Origin of the sequence: Candidatus Equadaptatus faecalis (genome assembly GCA_018065065.1) — a bacterium.
Lineage (GTDB): Bacteria > Synergistota > Synergistia > Synergistales > Synergistaceae > Equadaptatus > Equadaptatus faecalis.
Genome location: JAGHTZ010000070.1, coordinates 1 through 6,538 on the forward strand (window position 1 = coordinate 1; position 6,538 = coordinate 6,538).

4 protein-coding genes and 1 rRNA gene are annotated in these 6,538 nt (G+C 48.9%); 1 reads left to right on the forward strand and 4 read right to left on the reverse strand.

Going from position 1 to position 6,538, the window contains the following annotated elements; translation table 11 throughout:
- A 16S ribosomal RNA gene (locus tag KBS54_05735) occupies window positions 1-93 on the reverse strand; the annotation flags it as partial.
- A 209-nt stretch (window positions 94-302) separates the two neighbouring features.
- Here KBS54_05735 and KBS54_05740 point away from each other — a divergent pair.
- On the forward strand, window positions 303-2,645 hold the full coding sequence (locus tag KBS54_05740; protein MBQ0055625.1) for a PBP1A family penicillin-binding protein: 2,343 nt from the start codon (window positions 303-305) through the stop codon (window positions 2,643-2,645).
- Between the two features lie 42 nt (window positions 2,646-2,687).
- Here the strand turns inward: KBS54_05740 and KBS54_05745 are convergent, their stop codons facing one another.
- From KBS54_05745 to KBS54_05755, 3 genes are all read right to left on the reverse strand, one after another.
- Window positions 2,688-2,891, reverse strand: coding sequence for a PspC domain-containing protein (locus KBS54_05745; GenBank protein MBQ0055626.1), 204 nt, complete (start codon window positions 2,889-2,891; stop codon window positions 2,688-2,690).
- A gap of 56 nt (window positions 2,892-2,947) precedes the next feature.
- Window positions 2,948-5,596 carry a pyruvate, phosphate dikinase gene (locus tag KBS54_05750; protein MBQ0055627.1) on the reverse strand — a complete coding sequence of 883 codons (2,649 nt, stop codon included), beginning with the start codon at window positions 5,594-5,596 and terminating at the stop codon, window positions 2,948-2,950.
- Between the two features lie 165 nt (window positions 5,597-5,761).
- The coding region (locus tag KBS54_05755) for an autotransporter outer membrane beta-barrel domain-containing protein (GenBank protein ID MBQ0055628.1) at window positions 5,762-6,538 on the reverse strand (777 nt) is incomplete at its 5' end.

The following is a 6,538-nucleotide window of genomic DNA, read 5'->3' on the forward strand; positions in this document are numbered from 1 at the left end:
ATTGAAGGAGCAAGCTCCTTCTCTCCGTTCGACTTGCATGTGTTAGGCACGCCGCCAGCGTTCGTCCTGAGCCAGGATCAAACTCTCCGTTTGATTCTGGAAACTCATTAGTTATTACTTACGTACTGTATTCTATTGGCAAGGTGCTAGCCGCCTTGGAACCATCTGTTTCCGCGACGACGGGAGATAATATACTACGATATTTTAAATATTGCAACCCCCAAATTTAAGTTTTTTGGATTTTTTTAAAGAAATTTTATTGGTCATATTCCGCATTGTGTTGTAAAATTTTTACATACTAAATGAAAGGTTTGATATTCTTGCCGTACAGCTTCGGGAATGACAGACGATTTGCGATTAACAACGGTGACGGAGGCGCGAAAAGCAACAGTTTTATACGCAAAATAATTGCGCCCCTTCTGCTGTTTGCCGCAGTATCATTTGTACTGCTGACGGTTTTGGTCGTCGTTACCGCGCACAAGCTGCCAAGCTCCAAGGAAATTCTTGCCCACAAACCGAGCCTTGCCACAGTCATATATGACAGAAACGGTGAGGAGATTACAAAACTCTTCCAGGAAAACCGCAGCTGGGTGAAGCTTGAAAACGTTTCACCGTGGATGGTAAAAGCAATTCTGGCGGCGGAAGACAGCAAATTTTACAAACATTCTGGCATAAGACCGGTTGCAATATTGCGTGCCGCAACCATAGACCTTGTTTTTCGCGGAGCACATCAGGGCGGCAGTACTATAACACAGCAGCTGGCAAGAAATCTTTTCCTTTCAAAAGAAAAGACTATTATGAGGAAGATAAAAGAAGCCATTATTGCCCTGCGTCTTGAAAAGGTATATTCAAAGGAACAGATTTTGGAAATGTACCTTAACACAATATATATGGGGCACGGGGCATACGGCGTTGATTCTGCTGCAATGATTTATTACGGCAAACACGCGGACAGACTGACCGTTGCGGAAAGCGCAATCCTGTCGGGACTTGTGGCAGCGCCTGAAAAATACTCTCCGACACGCAATCCGAAAAATTCCGCAACAAGAAAACAGTACGTCCTCAAGCGTATGCTTGACCTTGATTGGATTTCAAAGGGAGATTACGACAACGCTCTCGCAGAAAAGCCTGTCCTGTCAAAAAAACGAAACAACAGCACCGGCTTTTACATTCCAGATGCGCCGTATTTTGTGTCCTATCTGCTGTTTAACCAGCTGCTGCCTGCTTACGGCGCAGATCAGGTGTACCGCGGCGGACTTAAAGTCTACACAACAATAGACATCAAGGTTCAGCAAAAAGCGGAAGAACTTGTCTCCAAAATGCCTCACGAAGCCGCGCTTGTCGCTCTTGACCCGTCAACCGGCGAAATACTTGCCATGGTCGGAGGAAGGGACTACAGCAAGAGTAAATTCAACAGAGCGGTGCAAGCATACAGGCAGCCGGGCTCTTCATTCAAACCTTTTGTCTACGCAGCCGCGCTCGAAAACGGTTACAGATCCATTGATCATCTGCTCGATGCGCCGCTGCAGTTTGACAACGGATGGTCGCCGTCAAACTACAGCAAAGGCAAATACAACGGCGAAATCACCTTCATGACCGGCATTGCAAAATCGCTCAACACGGTCGCCGTCAGGCTCGGACAAATTGTCGGAGTAAACAGTGTTATTGACATTGCTACTCGGCTCGGAATATCCTCGAAATACCTGCCCAACGACCTTTCAATATCGCTTGGTTCGGCAAGCGTTACCCCGCTTGAAATGTGCGCTGCCTACTCTGCTTTTGCCAATAACGGAAGCAGGGTTAAGCCGTTTGGAATAACAAAGATAGAAAACAATATGGGAGAAATACTTGAGCAGAATACGCCTGAAATCAAATCCGTACTCTCATCGACAACCGCGGTAATGGCTCGTTCGCTTCTCACGCAGGTTATGCTTTGGGGAACGGGAGCAGGCGCGAATATTTCAGGCTATCAGTGCTTCGGCAAAACAGGAACGACAAACGACTGGACAGATGCATGGTTTGCGGGCGGAGTTCCCGGAATAGTCGCCGTGGTCTATACAGGCAACGACAACAGAAAACCGCTCGGAGGACACGCGACAGGAACAACGGCAGCCGCCCCGGTGTGGAAAGCCTTTATGAATTTTGCGGTCAGGCAGCTCAAGACTCCGACAGAATTCACAATCCCGTCAGACGCAGCTGTCGAAGCAAGAACAGTCTGCACTCAGACCGGATTTTTAGCGGCAGCAGGCTGCAAAGCAACAACTATTTTTCTTCCTGCAGGCAACACCCCGCAGTCCTACTGCCCGTGGCACGGAGGCAGCACAGAAGCGGCAAGGACTGACAAAGACGCTCCGCAGCTGATACTGGCGCCGGTAGACAGCGAAGATTCAAGAAACAGCTACGCGTCGATACCGACAGATCAGGTACAGGATGACGAGACCTACAGAGAAGCGGTTCCCGAAGCGGTCAAGCCCGTGGCAAACAACGAAGACAAACAAGATATTATCCAAAGTATAAAGAAAGGGTCAGACGGAAAACTGCCCGACAGGAATAACGATGAACAGCTTGCAAGGCAAAGCAAAGCGGAAGAAGACGAGATAAACAAACAATACGAAGAACTGCTGAAAAAATACAATATAAAGTAGCAAAAAGCGGCGCATGAACGCCGCTTTTTGCTACTCGGAAAGTTATTGTTTTACAAGCTCTGTATCGTTCGGCATTATAAACGCGGCAATTACATAAGCCAAAAATCCAAACCCATAGCATACAATCGAAATGCACCATACAAGACGCACAATGGTCGGATCAATATCCAGATATTCGCCTATACCGCCGCACACACCAGCGATTTTCTTATTGGAAGAGCTTTTAGCCAAACGTTTTCCAGTCATAGTACTCACCTCTGAAAAAAATATGCGGTCCGGATTTACCGAACCGCATAAAGCATTTATTTTTTGTTTTCTATGACAGCCTGTGCCGCGGCAAGAGATGCCTGCGGAATTCTGAACGGTGAGCAGGAAACATAGTTAAGCCCTATCTTGTGGCAGAATTTAACGGAATCAGGATCTCCGCCGTGTTCTCCACAAACGCCGCCAAGCAGCGCCGGATTAACTTTAAGTCCCTTCTCCATCGACATCTTAACAAGCTCGCCCACGCCCTTAACGTCAAGCGTTTCAAACGGGTTGGAAGGAAGTATCTTCTTTTCGACGTAATTCTTGAGGAATTTGCCTTCCGCATCGTCGCGTGAATAACCAAAAGTCATCTGCGTGAGGTCATTCGTTCCGAATGAGAAGAATTCGGTGTATTCAGCAATTTCGTCCGCTGTAAGAGCAGCGCGCGGAATTTCAATCATCGTACCGAATTTGTACTCAACTTCAACGCCATTCTCTGCCATAACCTCTTTTGCCACGCGGACAAGGTCTTCCTTGACAACCTTAAGTTCGTTGACATGTCCGATAAGCGGAATCATAATCCACGGCTGAACCTTGCAGCCCTCTTTCTTGAGGTCGCAGCAGGCTGAGAATATCGCGCGAACCTGCATTTCGTTTATTTCGGGATAGGTAAGACCGAGGCGGCAGCCGCGAAGTCCCATCATCGGGTTGGACTCTGAAAGTCCTTCTACAACGCGAAGCAGCTCTTCTTTCTCCGAATAATCCTTGCCGAGCGCTTTGAGCGCCGCGACTTCGGCAATAAGGTCTTCCTTGTCGGGAAGGAATTCATGGAGAGGCGGGTCAAGCAGACGAACCGTAAGCGGTTTGTCGCCGAGAGCCTTGAACATCGCGTAGAAATCCTCGTACTGCATCGGAAGAAGCTTGTCGAGAGCTTCCTTTCTTGCTTCCGGTGTGCCGGCGATAATCATCTTCTGAACCCACGGAAGTCTCTCAGGATCCATAAACATATGTTCCGTGCGGCAGAGACCAACGCCCTGTGCGCCGAACTTGTTTGCGTTTGCAATATCCTTAGGCGTATCAGCGTTGGCTTCAACTTTCATCGTCTTGATTTCGTTGACCCAGCCGAAGAAGGTTTCAAAATCGGAATCAATTCCGGCTTCAACCATCTCTACTGCGCCTTCCATAACCTCGCCCGTTCCGCCATCGAGCGAAATAACGTCATTCTTATGGAAAACAGAGCCGTCGGCAGCTGTTACGGTTTCCTTGTCAAGGTCAATTACAAGCTCTTCGCAGCCTGAAACGCACGGTTTACCCATACCCTTGGCAACGACCGCGGCATGTGAGGTTGCTCCGCCGCGAAGCGTCAGAACGCCCTGCGCGACCGCCATTCCGTGAATGTCGTCCGGGCAGGTTTCAACGCGGACAAGGATAACCTTCTCCCCTGCTCCGCCGCGCTGTGCGGCTTCTTCCGTATCAAAAACGATTTTGCCGACTGCGGCGCCCGGCGATGCGTTAACGCCCTTTGCAATTTTGTGGGCATACTTGACTGCTGCGGGGTTGAAGCACGGAAGCAGAACCTGATAAACTGAATACGGGTCTACAAGCATAATCGCCTGTTCTTTCGTAACAAGACCTTCGTTGAACATATCAACGGCGATCTTAATTGCCGCCTTTGCCGTTCTCTTGCCGTTGCGCGTCTGAAGTATCCAAAGCTTGCCGCGCTCAATCGTGAACTCCATATCCTGTACATCGTGATAACCTTTTTCAAGCTGTTTGGCTATATCCGTGTACTGTTTGTAGATGTCCGGCATATCCTCTTCAAGTTCGGCTATTTTCTTCGGCGTGCGGATACCGGCGACAACGTCTTCGCCCTGAGCGTTGACAAGATATTCGCCGTAGAACTTGTTCTCGCCTGTTGCGGGGTTGCGCGTAAACGAAACGCCCGTCGCGCAGTCATTGCCCATATTGCCGAAAACCATCGTCTGGACGTTGACAGCCGTACCGTAATTATGGTCAATTTTATTCATATTTCTGTAAGCAACGGCGCGCGGGATATTCCATGAACGGAAAACAGCCTCTATTGCTTCCTGAAGCTGGACGTAAGGATCCTGCGGGAAATCCTTGCCCGTAACTTCCTTTATTGTCTGCTTGTAGACGGGGATAAGCGACTTCCAGCCTTCGGCTGAAACTTCGGTATCGGACGTCACGCCCTCGCGTGCCTTAACCTTTTCAACCTCGGACTCGAAATATTTCTGTCTGTCCATCTCCCATGCGACAGAACCGAACATCGTAAGGAAACGTCTGTACGAATCGTAGCAGAAACGCGGATTATCCGTAAGCTTAATCATAGCTTCGACAGTTTCGTCGTTCAAACCAAGATTAAGAATTGTCTCCATCATACCAGGCATTGAAATTCTTGCGCCTGAACGGACGGAAACAAGCAGCGGATTAGCCTTGTCTCCGAATTTTTTGCCAGCCTTCTCCTCTACTTCGCGAAGAGCGGCAATAACTTCATCCATCAAACCCTCCGGCATTTTATTGCCGTGGTTGATGTAATCCATGCAAACCTCTGTCGTAATTGTCAGCCCCGGAGGTACCGGAAGACCAAGGTTGGTCATTTCTGCAAGGTTTGCGCCTTTTCCGCCGAGAAGGGCGCGCATATCAGCGTTGCCTTCCCTGAACAGCCATACACGTTTTTCTGCCACGAAACATCGTCCTCTCTATGAGATAATGAATAAAACACAAATTTTTAATATTATAGCATGCAAAAACAAAATTTGCGCTACAAAATTCAGCTTAACAAGAAATAAACCGGCACAAAATTGTGCCGGTTTTAGCTTTTAGCTTACCGCTTCCAGCTTATCGCTGCCTTACTTTCCAAACTCATACCACGCGTTCAGGTGCGCACCTATGCTGTCGCGTTTGCCTGTGTAGCCCGTTACGCCAAGTTCCACTTTCCAGGGGCTGTTCGGTTTGTGGTATTTTATGCCGAGTTCCGCCATTCCGCTTCCGCCTTTGAAGTCAGGCTCAAGCAGCGCGTATTCTCCCACGTGTCCTTTGGCTGTTCCGTCAAATTCGTATTCGTAGGCAAGTCCGCCAAAGAATTTCACGCCGTTTTCGTTTTCTTTGCCGTTGTAGCGGAAGCCCGCACGAAGTCTGTGGCTGTTTATCGCGTCAAGGTCAAACTGTTCCCCGTCTATTACCGGACTGTCGCTGTTCTGTCTGTTCCAGAGGTATTTGACGTAGGTATCGATGTTTGAGTTGTCTTTGAGCGCCCATTTGTAGCCAAGTCCAAGATGTGCTCCCATGTAGGCTTCGCTTGTGTCAAAGCGCGTGCTTTCTCCGGGGTTGAATGTTTCGCTGTTGTAGTCGCTGTTGATATGTCCCGCTCTGAAGCTTGCTTCTCCGTGGAGCTGTCCTTTGGCTGTTTTCTTGCCTTCAACTTTGGCGAACACGCCGCCGCCGAAGTAGTTTATGTCGCCGTCTGCTCTCACGTTTCCGTCTTCAAATTCGTTTTCTGTCGTGTAGCGTCCGTTGCCGCCTTCTACGAATATTCCAAGCGTTACGTTGTCTTTTACTTTCTTTGAGAGTCCCGCCGCAACGTTTGTGCTGTTGAGGTCTATGTGGCTGCCTGTTTCATAACGGCT